The 23,689-nt window shown below is 75.7% G+C and carries 21 protein-coding genes and 1 pseudogene; 18 read left to right on the top strand and 4 right to left on the bottom strand.

Going from position 1 to position 23,689, the window contains the following annotated elements:
• Positions 1 to 129 precede the first annotated feature (129 nt).
• Together efeO and efeU are read right to left on the bottom strand one after the other, a co-directional pair.
• Entirely contained in the window at positions 130 to 1,332 is a 1,203-nt protein-coding gene (gene efeO, locus J5O08_RS17510; protein WP_218708185.1) for an iron uptake system protein EfeO, read from the bottom strand.
• Between the two features lie 72 nt (positions 1,333 to 1,404).
• Positions 1,405 to 2,283 carry an iron uptake transporter permease EfeU gene (gene efeU, locus J5O08_RS17505; RefSeq protein ID WP_218708183.1) on the bottom strand — a complete coding sequence of 293 codons (879 nt, stop codon included), beginning with the start codon at positions 2,281 to 2,283 and terminating at the stop codon, positions 1,405 to 1,407.
• Between the two features lie 520 nt (positions 2,284 to 2,803).
• Here efeU and J5O08_RS17500 point away from each other — a divergent pair.
• The 16 genes from J5O08_RS17500 (at position 2,804) to J5O08_RS17425 (ending at position 20,094) form a co-directional block, all read left to right on the top strand.
• Positions 2,804 to 4,819 (top strand): sensor histidine kinase KdpD, encoded by a 2,016-nt coding sequence (locus J5O08_RS17500; RefSeq protein WP_218708181.1) that lies wholly within the window; start codon positions 2,804 to 2,806, stop codon positions 4,817 to 4,819.
• A complete protein-coding gene (locus J5O08_RS17495) occupies positions 4,816 to 5,262 on the top strand; it encodes a roadblock/LC7 domain-containing protein (RefSeq protein WP_158375406.1) in 447 nt (148 codons plus the stop codon). Before J5O08_RS17500 ends, J5O08_RS17495 begins: the two co-directional genes overlap by 4 nt.
• Positions 5,263 to 5,266: 4 nt before the next feature.
• Positions 5,267 to 5,659 carry a DUF742 domain-containing protein gene (locus J5O08_RS17490; RefSeq protein ID WP_218708179.1) on the top strand — a complete coding sequence of 131 codons (393 nt, stop codon included), beginning with the start codon at positions 5,267 to 5,269 and terminating at the stop codon, positions 5,657 to 5,659.
• A complete protein-coding gene (locus J5O08_RS17485) occupies positions 5,640 to 6,305 on the top strand; it encodes an ATP/GTP-binding protein (RefSeq protein ID WP_255590134.1) in 666 nt (221 codons plus the stop codon). Before J5O08_RS17490 ends, J5O08_RS17485 begins: the two co-directional genes overlap by 20 nt.
• Positions 6,298 to 7,689, top strand: a complete 1,392-nt coding sequence (locus tag J5O08_RS17480) for a PAS domain-containing protein (RefSeq protein WP_218708177.1) — start codon at positions 6,298 to 6,300, stop codon at positions 7,687 to 7,689. Before J5O08_RS17485 ends, J5O08_RS17480 begins: the two co-directional genes overlap by 8 nt.
• Entirely contained in the window at positions 7,686 to 9,356 is a 1,671-nt protein-coding gene (locus J5O08_RS17475; protein WP_218708175.1) for a GspE/PulE family protein, read from the top strand. The genes J5O08_RS17480 and J5O08_RS17475 overlap by 4 nt, the downstream gene beginning before the upstream one ends.
• Positions 9,353 to 10,564, top strand: coding sequence for a type IV pilus twitching motility protein PilT (locus tag J5O08_RS17470; RefSeq protein ID WP_218708174.1), 1,212 nt, complete (start codon positions 9,353 to 9,355; stop codon positions 10,562 to 10,564). The genes J5O08_RS17475 and J5O08_RS17470 overlap by 4 nt, the downstream gene beginning before the upstream one ends.
• Before the next feature lie 11 nt (positions 10,565 to 10,575).
• Positions 10,576 to 11,784, top strand: a complete 1,209-nt coding sequence (locus J5O08_RS17465; protein ID WP_255590133.1) for a type II secretion system F family protein — start codon at positions 10,576 to 10,578, stop codon at positions 11,782 to 11,784.
• Positions 11,784 to 12,389, top strand: a complete 606-nt coding sequence (locus tag J5O08_RS21395; RefSeq protein ID WP_304518527.1) for a type IV pilin protein — start codon at positions 11,784 to 11,786, stop codon at positions 12,387 to 12,389. The genes J5O08_RS17465 and J5O08_RS21395 overlap by 1 nt, the downstream gene beginning before the upstream one ends.
• Before the next feature lie 153 nt (positions 12,390 to 12,542).
• Complete coding sequence (locus tag J5O08_RS17455; protein WP_255590132.1) at positions 12,543 to 13,115, top strand: type IV pilin protein; 573 nt, start codon at positions 12,543 to 12,545, stop codon at positions 13,113 to 13,115.
• Between the two features lie 87 nt (positions 13,116 to 13,202).
• On the top strand, positions 13,203 to 14,213 hold the full coding sequence (gene pilM / locus J5O08_RS17450; RefSeq protein WP_218708171.1) for a pilus assembly protein PilM: 1,011 nt from the start codon (positions 13,203 to 13,205) through the stop codon (positions 14,211 to 14,213).
• Entirely contained in the window at positions 14,210 to 14,953 is a 744-nt protein-coding gene (locus tag J5O08_RS17445; RefSeq protein ID WP_218708170.1) for a hypothetical protein, read from the top strand. The genes pilM and J5O08_RS17445 overlap by 4 nt, the downstream gene beginning before the upstream one ends.
• Entirely contained in the window at positions 14,950 to 15,555 is a 606-nt protein-coding gene (locus J5O08_RS17440) for a hypothetical protein (protein WP_218708169.1), read from the top strand. Before J5O08_RS17445 ends, J5O08_RS17440 begins: the two co-directional genes overlap by 4 nt.
• The gene (locus J5O08_RS21755; protein WP_218708168.1) at positions 15,552 to 17,423 is read left to right on the top strand and encodes a prepilin-type N-terminal cleavage/methylation domain-containing protein; all 1,872 of its coding nucleotides are present in this window, start codon (positions 15,552 to 15,554) and stop codon (positions 17,421 to 17,423) included. The genes J5O08_RS17440 and J5O08_RS21755 overlap by 4 nt, the downstream gene beginning before the upstream one ends.
• Positions 17,420 to 18,091 (top strand): type II secretion system protein J, encoded by a 672-nt coding sequence (locus J5O08_RS17430; protein ID WP_218708167.1) that lies wholly within the window; start codon positions 17,420 to 17,422, stop codon positions 18,089 to 18,091. The genes J5O08_RS21755 and J5O08_RS17430 overlap by 4 nt, the downstream gene beginning before the upstream one ends.
• On the top strand, positions 18,088 to 20,094 hold the full coding sequence (locus tag J5O08_RS17425) for a hypothetical protein (protein ID WP_218708166.1): 2,007 nt from the start codon (positions 18,088 to 18,090) through the stop codon (positions 20,092 to 20,094). Before J5O08_RS17430 ends, J5O08_RS17425 begins: the two co-directional genes overlap by 4 nt.
• A gap of 199 nt (positions 20,095 to 20,293) precedes the next feature.
• Here J5O08_RS17425 and J5O08_RS17420 read toward each other — a convergent pair whose 3' ends face one another.
• The gene (locus J5O08_RS17420; RefSeq protein WP_218708165.1) at positions 20,294 to 21,085 is read right to left on the bottom strand and encodes an A24 family peptidase; all 792 of its coding nucleotides are present in this window, start codon (positions 21,083 to 21,085) and stop codon (positions 20,294 to 20,296) included.
• A 188-nt stretch (positions 21,086 to 21,273) separates the two neighbouring features.
• The gene (locus J5O08_RS17415) at positions 21,274 to 21,888 is read right to left on the bottom strand and encodes an Lsr2 family protein (protein WP_218708163.1); all 615 of its coding nucleotides are present in this window, start codon (positions 21,886 to 21,888) and stop codon (positions 21,274 to 21,276) included.
• 331 nt (positions 21,889 to 22,219) lie between these two features.
• Between J5O08_RS17415 and J5O08_RS17410 the strand changes: the two genes are divergently transcribed.
• Complete coding sequence (locus J5O08_RS17410) at positions 22,220 to 22,810, top strand: hypothetical protein (protein ID WP_218708161.1); 591 nt, start codon at positions 22,220 to 22,222, stop codon at positions 22,808 to 22,810.
• A gap of 130 nt (positions 22,811 to 22,940) precedes the next feature.
• A pseudogene (locus tag J5O08_RS17405) lies at positions 22,941 to 23,689 on the top strand (hypothetical protein); the annotation flags it as partial.

Below are 23,689 nucleotides of genomic sequence, written 5' to 3'. Positions count from 1 at the left end.
CGACCGCCGTCCGGGCCGCCCGCGGGCGAGCCGGGTCCGGCCGCCGCCGCGCCCGGCCCGGACACGGTCGCCGCCGACCCGGGCGCGGCGTCCCCCGCCGCGCCCGGACCCGGGTGCTGCGCGTCCGTGTCAGGCCCCCGTCACGGTGGTGGTCAGCCGGGACAGCGGCTCCGACAGCGCGTCGACCGCGGCGGCCAGCTCGGTGACCTGGGCGTCGGTGAGGTCGGTGTACGGCGCGAAGCCGGCCTCGACGGAGCCCTGCGCGGCGAGCAGCCCCTCGAGGTCGACGAACCGCTGGTCGAGGTCGGCGGCCAGGTCGGGGTCCTGCTCGGTGACGACGTCCTGCAGCACCTCGTACGCGACGCGGGCGCCGTCGACGTTGGCCTGGAAGTCCCAGAGGTCGGTGTGCGACCAGATCTCCTCCTCGCCGGTGACCTTGCCGGTGGCGACCTCGTCGAGCAGGCCCTTGGCGCCGTTGGCGATCTGGAACGCCTCGAAGGTGAACCCGTCGGCGGTGACCTGGTCGACGAGCTTCTGGGTGTTCGCGACGAGGTCGTCCGCGGCGGCGCCGCGCTCGTCGGCGGTCAGCGGCACGTAGGTCTCCCCGCCGTTCGCGTCGGGCGCCGGCTGCCACAGGTCCTTCTCGATCAGGTGCCAGCCGGTCCAGGCCTGGCCGTCCTCGAGGTCGGCCTCGCGCAGGTCGAGGGCCGGGTCGAGGTCGCCGAACGACTCGGCGACCGGCTCGACGCGCTCCCAGTGCACCCGGGTCGCGGCGTACAGGTCGCGCGCCCGGTCGTCGTCGCCCGCGGCGTACGCGTCGGCGAACTCCTGGGTGCCGGCGATCAGCGAGCCGACCTGGTCCTTCACGTACGCGACGTAGGAGGCCTCGGCGGCGGCGAGCTGGTCGGCGGTGTCGCCGGTCGGCCCGACCTCCTGGCCGGAGTCGGTGACGGTGAACGCGGCGCGGATGCCGTCGCCGACCATGCCGGGCTTGCACGCCGTGTAGTAGTCGCCGGGTGCGGCCTGGACGACCAGGTCGCGGGAGATGCCGGGGCCGATGTTCTCGATCTCGGACACGATCCGCAGCCCGTCGTCGGCGAGCAGGTAGAACTCGGTGACGTCGCTGCCGTCGTTGGTCACGGAGAACGTGAGGGTGCCGCTCGGCGCGCTGTCCGCGGACACCTCGCAGGCGTCGGCCGTCGAGCTGACGGTCAGCGCGCCGGGGGCGTCGCTGCTCGCGGCGCCGCCGACGGGGTCGTTCGGGACGCAGGCCGCGAGCAGCGGCAGCAGCAGGACCCCGACGGTGGCGGCGGTCGTGGTGGTGCGGGACATCGGGGCTCCTTCTCGGAACACGGGTCGGCGAGCCGGGCGCGCGGCGGGGGCGCCGCGCGCGGTGCTCGCGGGTCAGGCGGCAGGCAGGGGGGAGGTCGTGCTCGGCGCGGGCGCGGCGGGGCGCGCGGGCGGGCGGCGGAAGGCGGTCCGCACGAAGAAGGTCATGGTCGGGATCACGTAGGCGGTCCACGCGATCGCCTGGAGCCAGGTGGTGGCCGGCGTGAAGTTGAGGACGCCCTTGAGCAGGGTGCCGTACCAGCTGGTCGGCGGGACGGCGGCCGAGACGTCGAACGCGAGGTTGTTCAGGCCGGGCAGGATGCCCGCCTCCTGCAGGTCGTGGACGCCGTACGACAGCACCCCGGCGGCGACGAGCACGAGGAACGCGCCGGTCCACGCGAAGAACTTCTGCAGGTCGAGCCGCAGCGCGCCGCGGTAGAGCGCCCACGCGACGAGCACCGCGGTGCCCAGGCCCAGTGCGGCGCCGAGCAGGGGAGCGGCGGTGCCGCCGCGCGCGCCGGTGCCCGCGGTCGCCTGCGCGCTCGCCCAGAGGAACAGCGCGGTCTCCAGCCCCTCGCGGCCGACGGCCAGGCACGCCATGACCACGACGGCGCGGCGGCCCGCCGCGACGGCGTCGTCCAGCTTGTGCTGCAGGTCGCCCTTGAGGTGCCGGGCCGTGCGCGCCATCCAGAAGATCATCCAGGTCACGAGCCCGACGGCGACGATCGACAGCGAGCCGCCGATCGCCTCCTGCGCGGTGAACGACAGGCCCTGCGGCCCGAAGGTCAGCAGCGCGCCGAACCCGAGCGACACCGCCACGGCGACGCCCACCCCGGCCCAGAGCGCGGGGAGCAGGTCGCGGCGCCCGGTGCGCACCAGGTAGGCGATGAGGATGCTGACGACGAGGGCGGCCTCGAGGCCCTCGCGCAGGCCGATCAGGTAGTTCGCGACCATCGGGCGGCTCCGACGCGGGTGGTGGTGGACGGCACGGGCGTGCCCGGCCCGGGGCGCCGGGAGGGCTCGGCCGGGGTAAGGCGAGGCGAACCTTACTCGCGCCGCGGGGTGCCGCGGAACACCGTCCCGGGCGGGCGATCACGCGCTCGAGCGCGTGGTCGGAAGTCGTCGCACGTCATCGGGGCAAATCGGGACTTTCGTCCCTGCGGGCCGGTCGGGGCCGGGTCGGCCTGCGGCGCGCCCGGCCCGCTTCTGCACGAACGCCTCACGCCGGGCCGCGGGTCCACCGCAACGCCCGCCGGCGACTCCCGATGGCGGCGTCGCGGGCACGCAATGGGCGCTCTTGGACCCCCGAATGGCTTTTCCGACCCCGCGATCAGCATTTCCTCCGGATGGTGCCGAGAGCGCAGCTTGCCGGAATAAAACTGCAGGTCAGAGCCTGTTTTGCATCGCTTGAAGCGCTCCGGCTGAAATGGGTGCCACGTGTCCGGTGATCGATTCAGCAACTGCAGGAGGTGTCGTGCCCACTCGTCCCGAGGCGACGTCCCTCCTGCAGTTCGACGCGGACCCCACCACGGTCGGCCTGGCGCTGGCGGCGGTGGGACTGCTCGTGGCCCTCGCGCTCCTGGTGCTGCTCCGGGCGCGGCGGCGCCGGGCGGCGCGCGGACCGGACACCGCGGGCGACGCCACCGTGCCAGACCCGGCGACCGCCGCGCCGGGGCCGGCACCCGCCGGGCCGGGGGTCGCCCCCGAGGCCCCCGGCCCGGACCGGGGCGCTCCGGTCGGGTACCTCCCGACGCCCGCGGCGGGCACCTTCGTGCCCGGCGGGCGGGCGCCGGTGGACCCGTCCGCGCCGCCCGCCGACCCGCCCGCGACCCCGCCGGCCGACCCGCTCGCGGCGTCCTCGGCCGCGTTCGCCGTCGCCGCCCGCCGCGACATCTCGCTGCTCAACCGGCAGCTGCAGGCGCTCGACGAGCTCGAGCAGACCGAGACCGACCCCGACACGCTGCAGCAGCTCTTCCTGCTCGACAACCTCACGATGCGGCTGCGCCGCGGCGCGGAGTCGCTGCTGGTGCTCGCCGGGAGTCCGCCCGGTCGCCGGGTGCGGGACGCGACCCCCGTCTCGGACGTCGTCCGCACGGCCAGCGCGCAGATCGAGGCCTACGAGCGCGTCCGGGTGGACCTCACGGACGACCCGCCCCTCGCGGCGGTGCACGTCGTCCCGGTCGCGCACCTGCTCGCCGAGCTGCTCGAGAACGCGACCGTGTTCTCGCCCCCGGACTCCGTGGTCGACGTCGTCGGCCTGTGCGACCCCGAGGCGATGCACGTCACCGTGCGCGACAGCGGGCTGGGCATGACCGCCGACGAGCTCGACCGCGCGCAGGCCGCGCTCGGGTCGCGGGCCGGCGTCACCGCGGCGACCGACCGGCTCGGCCTCGTGGTGGTCGGGCGCCTCGCGGACCGGCTCGGCATCGGCGTGACGCTCGCGCCGCGCCCCGACGGGCCGGGCACCGAGGTCACGCTCCGGCTGGCCCGCGAGCTGTTCGACGTCGCCGGCCCCGACGACGACGTGGCCCCCGCCGACACGACCCCGGTGCTGCCGGAGCCCGTCGTGCTGCCGCCGGTGCTGGACCCGGACACGCTCGCGCCGGTCGCCGGCGACGCGGGGCGGGCCGGCCTGGCGCCGGTCGCGGAGCCGTACGTCCCGGAGCACACAGTCGCCGACGAGCCGGGCCGTCCCGTCGGCGTCCCCGGCCCGCGCCGCAGCGCCCGGTCGCGGGCGCACGCGGCGGACGGGCCCCCGAGCCCCCGTGCACCGGTGCGCACGTCGCCCGAGCACGCCGCGCTGCCGTCGTTCGACGCGATCCTCGCCGGGGCCCCGGTCGGGGGCGAGCCGGGCGCACCGGGTGCGCCGGGCGGGTCCGCCGCCCTGGATCTGCCGGCGGACCCGCCGGTCTACGGGTTCGTGCAGCCGCACCCCGAGGTGCCGCACGCCCCGGGTTCCCGCCGGCACGCCGCGCGCGCCGCCACCCAGCCGGTCGCGGTCGCGGAGGCGCACCCCGCGGCCCCCGTCGCCGCTCCGTCGTCGCCGACCCCCGCCGTGGGCGTGGCCGGGCCGACCGCCGCCCCCGTCGCGGCCGGCCGCACCTTCCTGCAGCAGGACCCCGCCGACGCGCCGTCCTGGTCCCCGCAGGGCGGAGCCGCCGTGCCGGGGTGGACCGGCGAGCAGTCCCCGCTCGCGGAGCGCGCGTCCCTCCAGCAGCAGGCGCTGGCCGCGCTCAGCTCGATGTCGTCCTACCGCCCCCAGGTCGCCGAGTCGGGTGCACCGACGCTCACCCGGCGGCTGCCCGCGGCCGTCGACGCCGCGTCCGACCCGGCGGAGGAGGCCATCGTGCGCGACGCCGAGGCCCTGCGCGCCCGGCTGACCGCGTTCCGCGCCGCCACCCGGCGCGCCCGGGAGGACGGCGCCGCCGATCCGGCCCATCCGCCCGCCACGACCCCCGCCCCGACCCCGTTCGCCGAGGAGATGCGATGACCGACCCGACACCGCGCCGGCGGGAGTTCGTCTGGCTCCTCGACGAGTTCGTGCGCTCTACCCCCGGGACGACGTTCGCGCTCGTCGTGTCCGCCGACGGCCTCCTGATGACCATGTCGCAGGGCGTCGACCGGACCCGCGGCGACCAGCTCGCGGCGATCGTCTCCGGCATCTCCAGCCTGACCCGGGGCGCGGCGCGCGAGCTCGGCGGCCGCCAGGTGGCCCAGTGCGTCGTGGAGCTGGACTCCGGCTTCCTGGTGCTGATGAACGTGTCCGGCGGGTCGGTGCTCGCCGTCGCCGCGGACACCACCTGCGACGTGGGCGTCGTCGGCTACGAGATGGCGATGCTGGCCAGCCGCGCCCAGACGACCCTCACCCCGCAGCTCGTCTCCGACCTGCGGCGCGAGCTCCCCGTCGACAGCCCGTCCCGGACGGAGGTCTGACGCCGTGACAGCGCCCCGCCCCGAGCGCCGCGCCGCCCCCGAGGTCCGCCCGTACGTCATCACGGGCGGCCGGACCCGGGCGGAGGGCGACGACGTGCGCCTGGACACGCTCGTGCAGGCGGACGGGTCGGCGCACCCCGCGCTCACCTCGGAGCAGCGCGCGGTGCTCGCCGGGCTGGCGGGCACCTACCTGACCGTGGCCGAGGTCGCCGCCCGGATCGACGTGCCCCTCGGGGTCGCCCGGATCCTCGTCGCCGACCTGGTCCGGGCCGGGGCGGTGCGGGTGCACGACCCGGCCGTGCCCGGGCTCGACGCCGCCGCGGCGACCGACCAGGAGCAGCGCTACCTCATCCTCGACGTCCTGGAGAGTGTCTACGATGGCATTTCCGCCCTCTGAGGGCCCCGGCCCGCTGGGTCCGGAGCAGCCCGTGGTGCAGGCCGGCGCCTCGGCCGCGCGCGCGAACGGCCACCTCGCCGCCCACCGCGCGGAGGCGCCGACGGTCGTGAAGATCGTCGTCGCGGGCGGGTTCGCCGTCGGCAAGACGACGTTCATCGGGTCGATCTCCGACATCGAGCCGCTGAACACCGAGGCGGCCATGACCGAGCACTCGCTCGGGGTGGACGACGCGGGCGGCCGGACCGCCGCGAAGACCGCGACGACGGTCGCGATGGACTTCGGGCGCATCGCGCTGCCCGGGTCGCTGTGGCTGTACCTGTTCGGCACCCCGGGCCAGGACCGGTTCCTGTTCATGTGGGACGACCTGGTGCGCGGCGCGATCGGCGCCGTGGTCCTGGTCGACACCGACCGCCTCGACCAGTGCTTCCCCGCGGTGGACTACTTCGAGTCCCGGGGCGTGCCGTTCGTCGTGGGCGTGAACTGCTTCGACGGGGTCGCGAAGCACCGGCTCGAGGACGTCCGCGCCGCACTCGCGATCCCCGCGCACGTGCCGGTGCTCTACACCGACGCCCGCTCGCGCAGCGCCACCAAGCAGGCGCTGCTCACGCTGGTGCGGCTCGCGATGGAGGGGCTGCGCCGTGGCTGAGCACGTCGAGCCCACCGGGGCGGTCCGCGCCGTCGGGGCGCGCGACCTCATCTTCTCCACGACCGACGGCCGCGGGGTGATCGAGAGCGCGAACCAGGGGTTCACCCGCGTCGCCGCGCACCCGTGGTCCGCGCTGGTCGGGGCGCCGCACAACATCATCCGGCACCCGCAGATGCCGGCCGGCGCGTTCAAGCTGATGTGGGACACCCTGCAGGCCGGGCGGCCGTTCTCGGCCTACGTGCAGAACCTCGCCGGGGACGGCGCGGCGTACTGGGTGTTCGCGACCGTCACCCCGCTGGGCGACGGGTACCTGTCGGTGCGGATCGCGCCCGGCGTCGAGGCGTTCTGGAGCGCCGCCGCCGGGGCGTACGCCGACGTGCTCGTGGCCGAGCGGCAGGCGCGGGCCGAGGGCCTGGGCGGCGTCGCGGTGGCCGAGGCCGGGTGCGCGCGGCTCGCGGAGCGGATCGGCCAGCTCGGCTTCGCGGACGCCGAGGAGTTCATGCACACCGTGATGCCGGCGGAGGTGCTGGCGATGGCCGAGCGGCGGCGGCCGGTCGACCCGGCGGAGCAGCACGCGGGCCCGGTCGGCACCGTGCTCGCCACGTGCGTCGCCGTGGACCAGGAGGTCGCCGGCCTCATGGCGCGGCTCGACGGGCTGCACGCGCTCGCCGACCGCCTGCGGGAGGTCGAGCGGGACGCGCTGACGGCCGTCGCCGCGCTCGCCGAGGTGACGGAGCTGGCGCAGCACGCGTCCGAGACCGTCTCGCAGACGGCCCCTGTGCTGCTCAGCACCGCGGGCGCCATGTCCACGCTGGGCGACGAGGTGGCGGAGATGCTCGCCGACCTCGTCCCGGAGCTGGCGACGGCGCGGCGGGCCGTCCTGCGGGTGCGGTTCCGGATCGCGCTCGCGCGGCTGCACGGCGACGCCGTCGTCGACGCGGCGCGCGAGATCGACCGCGGCAGCGCCCAGCTCGGCCCCGAGCACCTGGCGCAGCTGTGCGCCTGCCTGCGGGACGACCTGGCGACCGCGAACCGCGACCTGGCGGACGGCGGCGCCGTGCTGCGGCGGGTGGGCGCGGGGCTGGAGGTCGCGCACGACCGGCTGCGCCGCACCGACCGGTTCCTCGCGACCTGGCGCGTGCAGGTGCCGCGCTACCAGGTGTCCCGGCAGCTCGCGCCGTACGTGTCGCCCATCGACGGCCGGCTGCGGATGAGCCACGAGCAGCTCGCCGCGCTCCGCGACCTGGCGGACCGCTGCGCGGCCGAGGCCCAGCCGTTCGACGACGGGCCGCTGCGCGTGCTGGTCGACCGGGTTGCCGCCGCCGCGCGCGGGCTCGAGCCCGCCGGGGTGCCGCCGCTCAGCCCGACGGGGGGTCCGCTGTGAAGCAGCTCGCGGAGATCCTGCTCGAGCGCGGCCTCGTCGACGAGGACCAGCTGCTCGCCGCGCTGGACGCGCAGGTGGCGACGCGCGCGCCGCTGGGCCCGGCCCTCGTGGCCTCGGGCGCCCTCACCGAGGAGCAGCTCGTCGGGGCGCTCGCCGAGCAGGCGGGGATGACCTACGTCGACCTCGACACCGCCGACCTCGACCCGGCCGCGGTCGCGCTCGTCCCGGGCCCGGTGTGCCGGCGGCACGTCGTGCTCCCGGTGCGGACCGAGGACGGCGCGCTGCTGGTCGCCATGGCCGACCCGGGCAACGTGCTCGCCCTCGACGACCTGCGGTCGCTCACCGGCCGGCCGGTGCGGCCCGTCGTGGCCTCGCGGCGCGCGCTGGAGGCCGCCCTCGACCGCTGGGTGCGCGCCGACTCGGAGATCGCCGACCTCAGCCAGTCGATGCAGGAGACCCAGACGACGACCGGGGAGATCGCCGAGATCGGCGACGTCCTCGACGCCGACACCCCCGTGGTGCGCTGGGTGAACCTGCTGGTCACGCAGGGCATCGCCGACCGCGCCTCGGACATCCACGTCGAACCGGCCGAGCACGAGCTGCGGGTCCGGTACCGGATCGACGGGGTGCTCAAGGAGCAGCAGCCCGCCCCGAAGGGCATGCAGGCCGCGATCCTCTCCCGGATCAAGGTCATGTCGGACATCGACATCGCCGAGCGGCGCAAGCCGCAGGACGGCCGGATGTCCGTGGTGCACCAGGGCCAGAAGATCGACCTCCGCGTCGCCTCCCTGCCCACGGTGTGGGGCGAGAAGATCGTCATGCGGGTCCTCGACAACTCGACCGCGCGGCTCGCCCTGCGCGACCTGTCGTTCTCCGAGCGCAGCTTCGAGGTCTACCACCGCGCGTACTCCAAGCCGTACGGGATGATCCTCGTCACCGGCCCGACCGGGTCGGGCAAGTCGACGACGCTCTACGCGACGGTGAACGCGGTATCGAAGCCGGAGATCAACGTCATCACCGTCGAGGACCCGGTCGAGTACCGGCTGCCCGGCATCAACCAGGTCCAGGTCAACCCGAAGGCCGGCCTCACGTTCGCGGGCGCCCTGCGGTCGATCCTGCGGTCCGACCCCGACGTCGTGCTGCTCGGCGAGATCCGCGACCACGAGACGGCGCAGATCGCGGTCGAGGCGGCGCTCACCGGGCACCTCGTGCTGTCGACCCTGCACACCAACGACGCCGCCTCGGCCGTCACCCGGCTGGTCGAGATGGGCATCGAGCCGTTCCTCGTCGGGTCCGCGCTGGACGCCGTCGTCGCCCAGCGGCTCGCCCGGCGGCTGTGCACGAAGTGCCGCGAGCCCTACGAGCCCGCCCCGGCCGAGCTGCGGTCCGCGGGGTTCACCTGGCCCGACCCGACCCGGCCGGTCGAGCTGTTCCGGCCCGTCGGCTGCCCGGCGTGCTCCGGCACCGGGTACCGCGGCCGGCTGGCGCTGCACGAGGTCATGGAGGTCTCCGAGCCCATCGAGCGGCACGCCGTCGCCCGGTCGTCGGCGCAGGAGGTCGCCGCCACCGCGCACGCCGAGGGCATGGTCTCGCTGCGCGAGGACGGGTGGCAGAAGGTCTGCGAGGGTCGCACCTCGCTCGAGGAGCTGCTGCGGGTGGTCGTATGACGACGCCCTGGTACCAGTCGACGGCCGTCCGGCCCGGTGCGCCGGTCGCGGCCGACCTCGTCGAGCCCGAGCCCGCGGTGTACCGGCCCGCACCCGAGCCGGCCGCCCCGGCCGACCCCCTGACCGCCGTCGTCCAGGAGGGCATCGGGCTCGCCGCGTCCGACATCCACCTGGCCGCCGACCACCCGCCGCTGCTCCGCGTGCACGGCGAGCTGCGGCCGTCGCAGGTCGTCGGCGTGCTCCCCGACGCCGCGGTGCGCGCGGTCGTCGAGCAGATCGCGTCGCGCGAGCAGCTCGCGCGGTACGACGCCGACCACGAGCTGGACTTCTCGCACGAGGTCGCCGCCGGGTACGCCGCGCGGGTCAACGTGTACCGGCAGAGCGGCCGCACGGCCGTCGCCATGCGGCTCATCCCGGACCGGATCACGAGCCTGGAGCAGCTGGGCCTGCCCCCGGTGGTCGCCACGTTCGCGTCGCTGCCGCGCGGGCTGGTGCTCGTCACCGGCCCGACCGGCTCCGGCAAGTCCATGACCCTCGCCGGCATCCTCGACCTAGCCAACCGCACGCGGCCCGACCACATCCTCACGGTCGAGGACCCCATCGAGTACCGGCACCGGTCGCACCGGTGCCTCATCACCCAGCGCGAGATCGGCGACGACACCGACTCGTTCGCCGCCTCGCTCCGGCACGCGCTGCGGCAGGACCCCGACATCATCCTCATCGGCGAGATGCGCGACCCGGAGACCATCCAGACCGCGCTCACCGCCGCCGAGACCGGGCACCTCGTGTTCGCGACCCTGCACACCCAGGACGCCGCCCGCAGCGTCGAGCGCATCGTCGACTCGTTCCCCGCCGACGGCCGGGAGCTGGTCCGGACCCAGCTCGCCGGCACCCTGCGCGGGATCGTGTCGCAGACCCTGTGCCGCCGCGCCGACGGCAGCGGCCGGGTGCCCGCGGTCGAGGTGCTGCTGAGCACGCCCGCAGTGCGCGCGCTCATCCGCGAGGGTCGGCAGCACCAGCTCTACTCGACCATCCACTCCGGCGGCGACGTCGGCATGCAGACGCTCGACCAGGCGCTGTCCGCCCTCGTGCTCCAGGGGCTCATCACCTACGAGACCGGGCTCGACAAGGCGCGCGACGTCGAGGCGTTCGAGCGGCTGTGCGGCGGGGCCGCCGGCGGCTACGGCGCCGGGGCGGGGGTGCGCTGATGGCCGGCGGGATGAAGACGTTCGAGTACGCCGTCGTCGGTCCGGACGGCCGCCAGGTCACCGGCCGCATCGAGGCGTCGACCGAGCGCGCGGTCGCCACCCGGCTGCGCGAGCTCAACCTGGTGCCGACCTCGATCTCCGAGGTCGCGAGCTCCGGGATGAACAAGGAGCTGTCGCTCGGCGGCAAGCGAGTCAAGCCGGCCGACGTCGCGATGGTCGTGCGGCAGCTCGCGACGATGGTCCGCGCCGGGCTGCCGCTGCCGCGGGCGCTGAACGTACTGGTCGACCAGTCGGAGAAGCCCGCGCTGACCGAGGTGCTGCGCGACCTCAACGCGCAGGTCGGCGGCGGCGCGTCGCTCGGCGAGGCCGTCGATCGGCACGCCGCGGTGTTCCCGCCCGTGGCGCGCGCGCTGATCGCGGCGGGCGAGGTCGGCGGCTTCCTCGACGAGGCGCTCGCGTCGGCCGCCGCGGGGATGGAGTCCGACCTGAAGCTCCGGCGGACGATCAAGGGGGCGATGGTCTACCCGATCGTCGTCCTCGGGATCGCGGTGCTGGCCTCGGTCGTGATGCTGGTGTTCATCGTGCCGGTCTTCGCCTCGATCTTCGAGGGGCTCGACGCCGAGCTGCCGGCCCCGACGCAGGCGCTGGTCGTGCTGTCGGACGTGCTGGTCGTGGCAGCCGGCCCGCTCGTGGTGGCGATCCTGGTCTTCGTGTGGTGGTGGCGCAAGCACCGGCACGACCTCAAGATCCGCGAGGCCGTCGAGCCCCGTCTGCTGAAGGCTCCGCTGGTCGGGTCGCTCGTGCGCAAGCTCGCGATCGCGCGGTTCACCCGCAGCCTGTCGACGATGGTCAGCTGCGGCGTCGCCCTGGCGCGGGCGCTGGAGGTCGTCGGGCCGACGAGCGGCAACATCGTGATCGAGCAGGCCGCCGCGCAGGCGGGGGAGTCCGTGCGCGGTGGCGAGTCCTTCGCCGAGAGCCTCGAGCGCACAGGGGTGCTGCCGCCCCTCGTCGTGCAGATGGTCACCGTCGGTGAAGACGCCGGTGACCTCGACGGGATGCTCCGGCACGTCGCGGACTTCTACGACGACGAGGTCATGAAGGGCACCGAGGCCTTGACCAGCGCGCTGGAGCCCCTGCTGCTCGTGCTTATCGGCGGAATCGTCGGGGGAATGCTTCTGGCTTTGTACATGCCCATTCTGACCGTGACGAGCGAGATGTGATGGAGATGGTGATGAGAATGAATGCGATGCGACGCCGCCTGGACGAACGGGACGGTGGCTTCACGCTGACCGAGCTGCTGGTCGTGATCGTGATCATCGGCATCCTCGCCGCGATCGCGGTCCCGCTGTACATCAACCAGCAGGCCAGGGCGCGGATCGCCGCCGCCCAGTCCGACGTCTCCGGACTCGGGCGGGAGGTTCAGGCGCAGCTGGTGACGGAGGACGCCGCCAACATCCGATTCGGATACACCCAGCTGGCTCTGAACTACACGCCGGAGCAGGTCGCGGCCGTGCAGTACACGATCTCGACTGACGGGGGCGCGAACTTCGAGACCCTGGGCCGTTCATCCAAGGGCGTTTTCTTGCTCGCTGAGGACGGCACCACCCGAAGCAAGATCTCGAACAGCAACGGCACCTGGTCCGGGGTGGGCTTGACCCTGCACGACCCTCTCGGCACGGGTGGCGCGACCCTGAACGACCACAACTGGTGCCTCGCGGTCTGGATCGAGACCGGCGTGACCACGGCGCGTCCCACGGCCGACGAAGCGTGGCGCTACTCCGCGCAGCGCGGCCTGGAGAACGGGCTGTGCGGTGACTACTCCTGATCCTTCCGGGCGTTCCGACGCCCGCTGACGCCCCAGATCTGCCGTCGTCTGCCGCCCACCCGGTCTGTACGACGTGGCGACGGTCGAGGTCCCGAGTCCGGACGGGCTCTCCATTGGAAGACACGTGGAAATCGACGACACGGAGGAATGACGATGCTGTCCCGACTGAGGCGATCGCAGGACGATCGCGGCTTCACCCTGACCGAGCTCCTCGTGGTGATCGTGATCATCGGCATCCTCGCCGCGATCGCGGTCCCGCTCTACATCAACCAGCAGGCGCGTGCCCGCGACTCGGCCGCCCAGTCCGACGTCTCGGGGATCGGCCGTGAGATCCAGACCCAGCTCGTGACCGGCCAGCCGACCGCGATCCAGATCGGTGTGGTCGTGGACTCCGTGTCCGGCGACCTCACCACCTACCGGGTGAGCGCCGACAACGGGACCACCTGGGACGGACTCGGCGCGATCTCCTCGACCGTCCAGCTGGTGAGTGTGAACGGCGGCTCGGCTGTCGCCGTGACCAGCGCCAACGCCGGCACGGTGACAGTGCCCCTCCTTTTCCACCCGGACAGCGAGACCGGCGACAACCTCAACCAGCACAACTGGTGCGTGAACGTCGCCACGGAGACGGGCATGCAGAAGGAGTGGCGGTACTCGGCCGCGCGCGGTCTTGAAGAGGGCCTGTGCGCCGCCGTCGCCGGTGGCGCCGCGCTGACGCTCTACAACTGAGCCCCGGCTGAGCAAGGCGGCGTGGTCGGTGTCGGGTGAAGCCCGCACCGACCACGCGGTCTGCGACGACGCAAGGAGTTGTGACACGTGACCAACCGACGCATCGGCGTCGACCTCGGCCGCACCGCGGTCCGGGTCGCCGAGGTCGACGGCGCGCCCGGCAAGCGGCTGCGGCTGCTGCGGTTCGGCGAGCACCCCTTGCCCCCGGGCTGCGTGGAACGCGCGGAGGTGATCGACCCCAAGCGGGTGTCGGCGGCCGTCCGGCGCGCGTGCAAGGCCGCCGGCGTGCGCAGCCGGGACGTCGTGCTCGGCGTCGCGGGCGAGCACGCGATCGTCCGCCCGATGACGCTGCCCGCCGCAAGCCGCGAGCAGATGCGCGCATCGCTGCCGTTCCTGGTGCAGGAGAGCCTGCCGGTGCCGGTGGCCGACTGCGTGCTCGACTTCTACCCGATCCGGCGCGAGGGGCAGCAGGTCGAGGGCCTGCTCGTCGCGGTGCCGGACGCGGCGACCGCCTCGGCGGTGCAGGCGGTCGAGCAGGCCGGGCTGCGCGTCGTGGGGGTGGACCTCGCGGCGTTCGCCCTGGTCCGTGCCGTGGTCGCGCCGCGCGGGCAGCACGCGGTCGTCGCGGTCGTCGACGTGGGCGCCGACGGGGTGCAGATCGTGGTGGCGGAGCACCGCGTCCCGCAGCTCGTGCGGTTCGGCGCGGCCGCGGGAGCCGCGCTGGTCGCCGACCTCGCCCGGATCCTGCAGGTGGACCCGGGCACCGCCGAGCAGGCGCTGCACGACGACCGCGCGCTGCACGGCGACCTCGCGCCGGTGATCGCCGGGCACACGGAGCGGATGGCCGCGACGGTGGCGGAGACGCTCGCGTTCCACGCCCAGAGCGGCAACCGCCCGGTCGAGGCGGTGCTGCTCACCGGCCGCGGCGCCGGCCTGCCCGGGTTCGGCCAGTACCTCGCGACGTTCGCGCGGGTGCCCGTGTCGCTGCCCCGAGCCGACGGGGTGTTCGCGGTGGACCGCAAGGCCGCGCGCACGTGCGACGGCAGCCTGCCGGCGTGGGCGGTCGCCGCGGGTCTCGCCGTCGGGGGTGCGGCATGAGCCCGCTGCTCCAGCGCGACCGCGCGACGCCGACCGCCGGCGACCCGATGCTGTCGGCGGGCACGCCTGTCGTCGACCTCCTCCCCGAGGCGGTGCGCCGCCGGCGCGCCCTGCGGGCGGTGCGGCTGAAGTGCGTCGCGCTGCTGCTCGCGGTGGTGCTGGCCCTGGTCGGGGCGCTCGCGTGGGGGATGAGCACGCGCTCGACCGCGCAGTCGCGCGAGACCGCGGCGCAGGCGGAGTCCGACGGGTTGGCCGCGCAGATCGCCACCTACGCGGACCTCGTGACGCTGCGGTCCGACATCACGGCTGTCCGCTCCGCGATCGCGGAGGGGATGCGGAACGAGGTGCTGTGGGCCGACCTCATCCGGCACCTGCTCGAGAGCGGGCCGAACTGGGCGGTGCTCGAGAGCATGCAGATCGCCATCACCTTCGAGTCGGACTACCTGGAGCGTCCCGACGGCGACCCGTTCGACCCGGGCCCCGCGATCGGCACGATCACCTGGGTCGCCCACGTGCCGACGCTCGAGCAGAGCGGCGAGCTGCTCCGGGTGTTCGACGCCACCGACGGGCTGCTCGGCGCGACGTTCACCTCGGTGGACCTGGACGAGGACACGGGCTGGCGGAAGGTCTCCGGGACGGTCCTGGTCGACGACTCCCGGCGCACGCACCGGTGGACCGAGACGAGCGAGGCGACGGGCGAGGCCGCCCCGGCCGACGACACGCAGGAGGAGGCCGCATGACGGGCGCGCGCAGGCTGTGGTGGGCGGCGACCGTGGCGGTCGCGCTGCTGCTCGCGGCCGGCTGCTGGTTCCTCGCCCTGTCCCCGATGCTGGACGAGGCGCACGAGGCGGACGCCGCGGCGGACCGCACCGAACAGCTCAACGAGGACCGGCGGCTCGAAATCGCGCGACTCGCCGCCGACAGGGCGAACGAGCCTGCTCTGCAGGACGAGCTCGCCAGCCTGCGGAGCCACTTCCCGACGGCCCTCGAGCTGGAGTCGTTCGTCCAGCAGCTCGCCGACCTGTCCGCCAGGTCCGGCGCGGTCGTGACCTCGGTGTCCCGCTCCGAGCCGACCGGGACCGAGGTCGGCGGTGGTCGGCTGTTCCAGGTGCAGGTGAATCTCGCGATCGACGGCACCTTCGACCAGAAGATGCAGTACATGAGCGACCTGCAGTCGGTGGACGACCGGCTGTTCCTGGTCACCGACTGGGACAACGTCGGGGACGACCGACCGATGACCATCACCGGCTACACCTTCGTCCTGGTCGACGCCTCCGCGGTCCAGCCCGCCGAGACTCCCGCCGAGGAGGCCGCCGACCCCGACGGCGAGGCCTCCCCGTGACCCCCGGCCAGCGACTGGCCCGGTTGCGCCGCGCGCGCGACGACGGCTTCACCCTCGTCGAGTCCGTCGTCGCCACCACCCTGTTCGGCATCTTCGCGGCCACCCTGCTCACGTTCGTGATGGGAACGTTCCGGATGTCGGTGGAGACGCAGCGCCGGGTGGCCGCCACCCACCTCGCGTCGTCGGTCGTCGCGGAGGCCCGGGAGCTGGCGGCGCAGCCCCTGGCCGCCGCGGCGGGCGGGCCGGTCACGCCGACGATCGACCCGACCTTCCTCGACGACACGAGCACCGTCGAGGTCGGCGGCGTCCCGTTCCAGGTGACCCGGACCGCCCGGGTCGTGACCCCGGACGGCGCGGACGTGTGCAGCGCGGGGCTATCGGCGGCCGTCGCGTCCGCCGCGCTGGTCGAGGTGGCCGTCGAGGTGTCCTGGGAGACCGGCTCCTCACCGGTGCGGCTGACCGAGCGCGCGGCGCTCGCGGAGCGGTCGTTCGTGGCCGTCCGGGTGCACGACGAGACGACGCCGGTGCCCGGGCTGAAGGTCGAGCTGCTGTCGTCGCCGCACCGCACCGGGAGTGCCCCCACCGTCTCGTCGGCCCTCACGGGGGCCGACGGGTGCGCGGTGTTCGAGGTCGACCCGACCGCCGACCCCGCGCCGCACCACTGGTACGCGGTCCAGGCGGGCAATGCGGCGCAGGCGTCGGCTCAGTACGTGACCGCGGACGGGCGGTTCAGCACGGGGGCGCAGTACCTCGGCCGGGCCGAGGCCGGGACGGTGCGCTCGGCCGTCGTCGAGGTGCGGCGCGAGGGGACGCTGCGGTTCACGGTGCTGGACGAGGCCGGGGAGGCACTCGTCGGCCCGGACCTGGAGGACCTGCCCGTCACGCTGGTGCCGGCCGACGGCGCGGCGCCCGAGCAGGTCCGGAGCACCGCCGAGATCGACGACGCGCTGGTCGCCGACGACCGCACGCTGACGTCCTGGCGGTACCCGATGCGGCACCAGGACGTGGCGGCCGGCGCCGTTTGGTGGGACGGCACGCCGGGCCTGGTGCCCGAGCAGGCCGTGATCACGCTGCACCCCGACGACCAGGAGATCGCGCACGACGGGTCCGCCACGCTCGAGGTGGCCGCCACCGGGGAGGAGCCGCTGCACGTGCTGTGGCAGGCCTCGACCACTGGTGGCCTCGACTGGGGCGACGTCGCCGAGGGCGAGGAGATGTTCGAGCTCGAGCTCGTCGCCGGGGCGGTGCTCCCCGGGAACTACCCGGTGCGGGACGGCCTCATGATCCGCGCCGTCGTGTCGAACGCGATCGGGTTCGACGTCTCGCGCGGCGCGACGGTCCGCGTCCTCACGGAGCAGGGCGAGCTGCTGCACTTCCCGCGCCCCGAGGTCACCGTCCCGCCCATGAGCCAGTCGGCCGCGGTCGGCGACCGCCTGACGTTCGAGGCCCAGGGCACCGCCGAGGGGGACCTGGTGTGGATGGTCTGGCAGCGGTCGACCGATCGCGGGCGGACCTGGCAGGACCTGGTCATGGAACAGGACCTGTGGACCTGGGAGACCCCGGTCCTTACGTCGGAGGACCACGGCGCCTGGTACCGCGTCGTGGTGGTCGGCGGGGGCTTCGGCAACAACGTGGTGGCGAGCCAGCACGCGGTCGTGTCGCTGTTCCAGGACACCCGCGAGTTCACCCTGCGTGCCCTGTGGCCGACCGACTACACGCTATGGCTCGGGTCCCGTCCCGGGTCGCTGGCGCCCGTGACGCTGCCGCCGGGTGGGACCGTGGACGTCGCGCTTTCCCTGACCGGCGAGGTCCTGGCGGTGCGCGACGCCGACGGGGTCGTGACGATCGCCCGCGGGGGTGCGGGGTGACCGCCGGGTGCCGGCGCGGCGCCGGGACGCGACGCGCCACGCGCCCCTCCGACGCCGGGGTCACGCTCACCGAGCTGATCGTCGCGATGGCGGTGTTCAGCATCGTCCTGGTCGGGGTCGCGGCGCTCACCGCCGGCATCCAGCGCTCCGACCGCGCGGCGTGGGACCGGGTCGACGACACCGAGGAGGGCCGGTACGCCCTCATGCAGCTGTCCCGGGTGGTCGGGCGCGCGGTGCTGCCGACGACGGTCGGCGGCCGGGAGCGGGCGGCGTTCGCCGACCTCGCGCCGGACGCGCTCACCGTCTACTCGGACCTCGACAACCCGGGCGGCGCGGTCGGGCCGTCGCGGGTGGAGTACGCGCTGGTCGACGGCGAGCTGACCCAGACCACTCGCCGGCCCGTCGACGGCGACCGTGCCACGTACTGCGCGGACGACGACGCGAACCCCGAGTGCGAGGGGCGGGTGCAGACCGTCGTCCTGGCGCGCGCCGTGCGCGACGGTGCCGACCCGCTGTTCCGCTACCTCGACGCCGAGGGGGACGAGACGGACGCCCCGCACCTCGTCCGCACCGTGCTGGTCTCGCTCGTCCTCCAGCAGGACCCGACCACCGGCGACGAGCCGTCCCGGTTCACCGACCGCCTGACACCCTCGGGGCTGCTGCCATGACCCACCTCCACCGGCCCGACGCCGGCCTGTCCAGCGTCACCGTCCTGTTCACGTTCCTGGCGCTCACCGCGCTGGCGATGGTCACCGCCGTGTACGCGGCCAACGCCGTCCGGCCCGCCGCCCGGCAGGCGCACTGGACCCAGGCGGGCGCCGCGGCCGAGGCGGGCGCCGCGGACTACCAGCAGCGGCTGCTCGACGACCCCGCGTCCTGGCTCGACGTCGACTGCGACGACCCGGCGCTGGTCGGGCAGGACCCCGACGTCCTGGAGCACACCTGTCCGTGGCCCGCCGGGGAGACGGGGTGGGCGCCCGTCGCCGAGGGCGAGGACCCTACGTCGTCGCCCGCGTACCACTACGAGGTGACGACCGCTCCCGACGAGCTCGACGACCTGTGGGCGACGTCCCTGACCCTGACGGTCACCGGCCGGTCCGGCTCGGTGGAGCGGGTGCTGGAGGTGCGGTTCGCCCGCGGGTCGACCGCGGACCACGCGCTGCACCAGGCGTCCGACCTGGTCGAGCCGACCACCTGGGCGGAGGGCCGCCGCGCGCTGGGGCTGCCGACCGACCTCGCGGACGGCTGCGGCGCGGGCACGTCGCTGCTCGCGGCCGACCGGGTCGACGACTGCGCGAACCTCGCGACACTCGCGGCCGGCGACTCGATCACCGGCAGCGTCCTCGCCCGGGACCGGCTCGCGGTCGGCGGCACCGACCCGACGGCCGACGACCCGCTGGTCGACGGGGAGTACGCGACCGCCGACCCCGCCTGCGAGCCGGCCGACGACGACGCGGCCACCTGGACCTCCTGCGTCGGCGCGGCCGCGGGCGGGGACGCGTCGGCGGCGGAGGCCGAGGCGCTGCTCGGCGGCTGGGCGCCCGTGCAGCGGTCCTGGACCGCCCTGCCCACCAGCACCGCGACGCTCTACGCCGACGTGCCGGGCTGCCACTACTACGGCGCCACCCGGATCGTCGGCGAGGGCAGGACGATGCGCGTGTGGTCGCCCGGGACCGCCGCCGCGGCGGCGCGCGGGGCGACGGTCGCCGTCGCCGGACCCGACGGCGTGACGCCGACCTGCGGCACCGGGACGGTCGACGTGCCCGACGGGCTCGCGGTCGTCGTCTGGACCACGCCGCGGGAGCACGCCGCCGCGGCGGGCACGTGGACCGTCGACACCCCGCTGGACACCGTCATCCAGGAGATCGGCGGCGACGGCCCCTACGGCCGGCTGCCGGTCGGGAGCTACGGCCCGACGCCGGACCCCGCGCTCGGCGCCGGGTGGCTCACCGGCGTGATCGACCCCGAGACGACCCGCACCACCAAGTGGGCGCGGTACGGCAACCTCTACCTGGAGGGGCAGTTCTCGCCCGGTGCCGACGACGGGGGCGGCGGGCTGACGTTCGTCGCGCAGGAGTCGGTCGTCGTCACGGGCGACGTGCTCCGCACCGGCGCCGGGCCGGGCGACGGGTGCGCCGACGTCGGCACCGAGTGCCTGCTGGGCATCGTGGCCGGGCGGGACGTCGAGGTGCTGAACCCCGTGGTCACCGACCTGGTCGGCTCCGGCACCGACGCCGACGACGCCCGCTGGGACTTCGGGCTCGAGATCGGCGCCGCCACGGTGCGGGCGCCCACCGCTGCCGAGAGCCGCGTCGGCGACTGGTTCGACTCCTGGCCGCACCGGTACAGCGACTACCGGACCGGGCTGACCCACCCTGCAAAGGACGACGGGCCGGGGCTGCAGATCCAGGCCGCCGTGCAGGCGCTGTCCGGGACGCTGCGGGTCCAGCACCACTGGACCGCGGACCCCGGCTTTGACGTCGTGGTGCACGGCTCGCTGGCGCAGCGGTACGCCGGGGCGGTCGGCCGGGCGGCGGTCGACGGGGACGGCGGCCACTACCCGACGATCGTGCACGACCCCGCGCTGACGAGCGGGACGCCGCCGTACCTGGCGCCGCTGCTCGGGGAGGCGTGGCGGGTGCGGGCGGTGACGGAGCTCGGGGCGGGCTGAGCCGCCGCCTGCCGTGCGGTGCCGCCGCACCGGCGCCCGCCGTGCGGTGCCGACGTGCCGTGGCGCCGTGCGGCGGGCGCACCTCCGGGCCCGGGCGGCGCCGTCCTGGTGCCCGAGCGAGTACCCGACGCGTCGAGTACTCCTCGCGACGCTGGCGCGCCGGGTGCGCGCCGTGGGGCGCGACCGGGGGCGCGTCCGGCTACGCCAGCAGGCCGAGGTACCAGCCGCCGAGCCGCCCGCCCACCGCGATCCCGAGCCAGGCTCCGGCGAGCATCCACGGCCCGAACGGGATCCCCGACCGGCGGCCCGCGCGGCCCGCGACCACGAGACCCACGGCGAACAGCCCGCCCAGCAGGAACGCCGCGAACCCGCCGACGACCAGCACGTCCCAGCCGAACCACCCCAGGCACAGCCCGAGCACGCCCGCGAGCTTCACGTCCCCGAGCCCCATCCCGCCCCGGTACGCCAGCGCGGCGCCGAGGTAGAACGCGAGCAGCCCCGCACCGCCGATCGCCGCGCGGCCGAGGGCGCCCCAGTCCGGCTCGCCGCCGGGGTTCCAGGACGCGAGCGCGAGCAGCGCCGCGCACACCGGGTACGCCGGCAGCACGAGCGCGTCGGGGAGCCGGTGCACGTCCAGGTCGATGAGCGTGAGCGCCACCGACAGGGCGGCGAGGTACAGCAGGACGGGCAGCGTCCACGCCGGCCCCGCGGACGCCGCGACGGCCGCGAACAGCGCCGCGGTCCCCGCCTCCACCAGCGGGTAGCGGCGGGCGATCGGCGCCCGGCAGTCGCGGCACCGCCCCCGCAGCAGCATCCACGACAGCACCGGGACGTTGTCCCGCGCGCGGATCCGGTGGCCGCACCGCGGGCACGCGGACGGCGGTCGGGCGACCGACTCGCCGCGCGGCACGCGCCAGACGACGACGTTGAGGAACGAGCCGATCGCCAGGCCGAGGACGGTGGCGGTGAGGACGAGCGGGGCAGCGGGCACGGGGCTCCTCGCGGGTGCGGGTCGGTGGGACGTCCGTCGGAGGTCCGGGCGGGCGCGGCGGTGCGAACGCGCGGAGGTCCGGGCGGCGGGCGGTCCTGGTGCGGGTCGTCAGGAGTGCGGGTCGTGAGGAGTGCGGGTCGTGAGGCGTGCGGGTCGTGATGAGTGCGGGTCGTGATGAGTGCGGGTCGTCAGGCGTGCGGGTGGGTGGCGAGGTAGGCGGCCACGATCGCGGCCGGGAGGCGGCCCCGGTCGGCGACGCGCAGGCCGCGCTCGCGCGCCCAGGCGCGGACGCGCACGGGGTCCACGACCCTGCGGCAGTGCCGGCACCCGCGCTCGGCGGGGCCGGGCGGCGTGGCCGGGTCGGCAGCGGGGCCGGCCGCAGGGTCGGCTCCGGGCTCGGCCGGGGCTCCGGCGGCCGGTGCGTCCCCGGGCGCGGCCGGCGGCACCACGTCGGGTGCGGTCCCGGTCCCGTCGGGGCGGTCGGCGACCGCCGCGTCGAGCGCGTCGACCGCGTGGTCCGCGTCGTCCGGGCCGCCGGACCCGCACACCACCGTCCCGCCCGAGCGCAGCCACCGGGTCAGCGTGTCCAGGGCCGCTTGCACCGCTGCCGGTTCGGGCAGGCCGGGGTCGTCGGGCGGTGGGTCCGCGCGGGTGCCCTCGAGCGGGCTCGCCGGCGGGTCCGGCGCCGGGTCCGGCGGCCGGTGGTCGGCGCGGTCGGGCGGCGGGCTGGGCGGCGGGCCGGCGGGCAGGGGCAGCCAGCCGCACGTGGCCCGGTCGGTCGGTGGGGCGGTCAGGTCGGTCATCGGGCGCTCCGGTGCATCGAGGGGGAGGCGCGTCCCCGGCACCGGTTCGGTGGCTGGCGCCGGGGGAGCCGCGTCGCCGCCGCCCGGGCTCGCGGGTTCACCGGTGCAGGTCCGGCGCGACGCACGTCCTGCTTCCAGGGGTACTCGCACCGGAACCGCGCGCAAATGGCGGCCATACCTACTCAAATGCCTTGTCCGCGCGGTGTACCGGGTCCCTCGTCCCGGGTCCCGGCTCCGGTGCTGGATGTGCGGTTAGCCTCGACGTGCGATCGCGGGCGACAGCCGCAGCGCGGGACCGCACGTCACAGCAGCCGACGATCGGAGTGCAGCCATGGCCCCTCGACCGACGACCCACGACCGTGCCGCGACCCGTGCGGCGGACGGCTCCCCGCAGGCCACGCGCCCCGCGACGCCGGTGTCCCGACGGCTGCGCGGCCTCGCCGCCGCCGGTGCCGTCGCACTCCTCGCGGCGTGCGCCTCCGGGCCCGGCTCCGCGGGCGACGCCGGGTCGCCGACGAGCGGACCCGCGACCCAGTCGCCGACCCCGGTCCTCGCGCTCGTCGCGGGGTCGTCGGTGGTGGGCCTGCCCGACGGCCTCGCCGCGCCGCCGGTGGACGCCGTGGCCGGTGCGGCACGGACGACGGACGACGCGCTGCTCTACGTCGTCACCTACGGGTCGGGCAGCTGCCCGGGCATCGCCGACGCTACGACGACCGACCCCGGGGACGGGACCGTCGCGGTGACCTTCCCCGAGCCCGGGGACGGGCCGTGCACGATGGACTGGGTCCCGGCGACGACGGTGGTCGCGCTGCCGGACGGCGTCGCGTCGGACGGCGAGCTCACCGTGCAGATCGGCGACCTCGGGCAGGTCACGCTGCCGGCCGGGTCGGACGAGCCCGCGTGGGTGCAGTCGGAGGGCTGAGCCCCGGGGCGGCGGGACACGCCGGGCTGCGTCCCCAGGGTGGGGCGCGGGCTGGCGGCGGGACAGGGCGGGCTCGCTAGAGTCGGTGGCTCAGCCGCGCACGACCGTCCCCGACCCGGGAGCACCACCGATGCGCGCACGCCCCGACAGCCCGCCGCCCCGCGCGGACCACGACCACCCCGCCCCGCCCCGTGCCGGCGAGGGGGACACCGACCCGCCCCCGCCCGGTGCGGCGCACGCCGGGAGGCGCCGCGCCGCCCGGGTGCTCTCCGTCCTGCTCGTGGCGGTCGTCGCGGCGGGCTGGGGCGTCCTGCGCGAGCGCGACGCGCGGGCGGCCGAGGCGCACGACCAGGCCACGGAGGCGCTCGCGGTCGCGGCCGGGCTGCTCCGCGACGCCCGGCACGAAGGCCGGTCCGCGCTCGCGGGCTCGGCCGGGCGCGTGGCCGACAACGCGGTGCGGACCGACCTCGCCGCGCTGCTCGTCGACCTGCCCGCGACCGCGCCCGACCCCGACCTGCCGCGCGCCGCGGCGACCACGTGGGCCCTCGCGCAGTCCGAGGCCGCGACCGACCGCGCGGGACTGATCGCCGAGGCGGCCTCGGCCGTGCGGTCGGCGCAGGACGCGTGGGAGCACGACCGTGCGCGCGACGCGCACGCCGAGGCGGTGCAGGCGCTGACGCGCCTCGCGGACGAGGCCCGCGCGGCGCTGGCGGCGTCCGAGGGGCGCGTGCTCGACCACGCCGTCCGGGAGGTGCTCGCGGCGGCGCTCGCGGAGGCGGACGACGCGCTCGGCTCGCCGACCCCCGAGGGCACCACGGCGCTGGACGCCGCGGCCGGCGCCGCCCGGGGGCGCGCCGACGCGCTCGCGGTCGCGCGGGC

It is taken from the genome of Cellulomonas sp. PS-H5 (genome assembly GCF_019265565.1).
In the GTDB taxonomy this organism is placed as follows: domain Bacteria; phylum Actinomycetota; class Actinomycetes; order Actinomycetales; family Cellulomonadaceae; genus Cellulomonas.
Note: the sequence above shows the minus strand (reverse complement) of the source record. Positions and strands in the feature narration are given on the sequence as shown.